Origin of the sequence: Actinomadura sp. SCN-SB (assembly GCF_043906805.1) — a bacterium.
Classification (GTDB): Bacteria; Actinomycetota; Actinomycetes; order Streptosporangiales; family Streptosporangiaceae; genus Spirillospora.
The window spans coordinates 1-797 of sequence record NZ_JBIMPP010000175.1; the positions used below are offsets into that span (position 1 = coordinate 1).

At 58.0% G+C, this 797-nt stretch carries 1 rRNA gene; it reads right to left on the reverse strand.

Annotation, left to right across the window (positions count from 1 at the left end):
* A 23S ribosomal RNA gene (locus ACGWYJ_RS38925) occupies nucleotides 1-636 on the reverse strand; the annotation flags it as partial.
* Nucleotides 637-797: the final 161 nt, after the last annotated feature.

Sequence of the window (797 nt, forward strand, 5' to 3'; positions counted from 1 at the left end):
CCTGGAGGACGCTCTGACGGCTTGTAGGCACACGGTTTCAGGTACTCTTTCACAACCCCTCACCGGGGCACTTTTCACCTTTCCCTCACGGTACTGGTCCGCTATCGGTCATCAGGAAGTATTCAGCCTTACCACGTGGTCGTGGCAGATTCACACGGGATTCCACGGGCCCCGTGCTACTCGGGAACACACCCAGAAGCCACTCAAGTTTCGCCTACCGGACTCTCACCGTCTACGGTCGGCCATCCCAAGCCGTTCGACTACCCAAGCGGTTTATAACTTCTCGCTGGACCGGCAGATCCAGCCAGGCGGCCCCACAACCCCGCACACGCAACGCCCGCCGGCTATCACACGCGCACGGTTTAGGCTCCTCCGCTTTCGCTCACCACTACTCACGGAATCACAATTGTTTTCTCTTCCTACGGGTACTGAGATGTTTCACTTCCCCGCGTTCCCACCAACCGCCCTATACATTCAGACGGCGGCGACACCCCATGACGGGTGCCAGGTTCCCCCATTCGGAAATCCCCGGATCACAGTCTGGTTGCCGACTCCCCGAGGCATATCGCAGGCTCCCACGTCCTTCATCGGCTCCTGATGCCAAGGCATCCACCGTATGCCCTCAAAAACTTGAACACACGAAACGATCAACAAATCGCACAGAAACAAAAACCCCACCCTCATACAAGAGCAAGATCCTCGTCTCCAGAGATGCTCGCGTCCACTGTGCAGTTCTCAAACAACAACCGAGACCACCAGACCAGCCACACACAACATGCGCCGCATCCGGCCCCGCG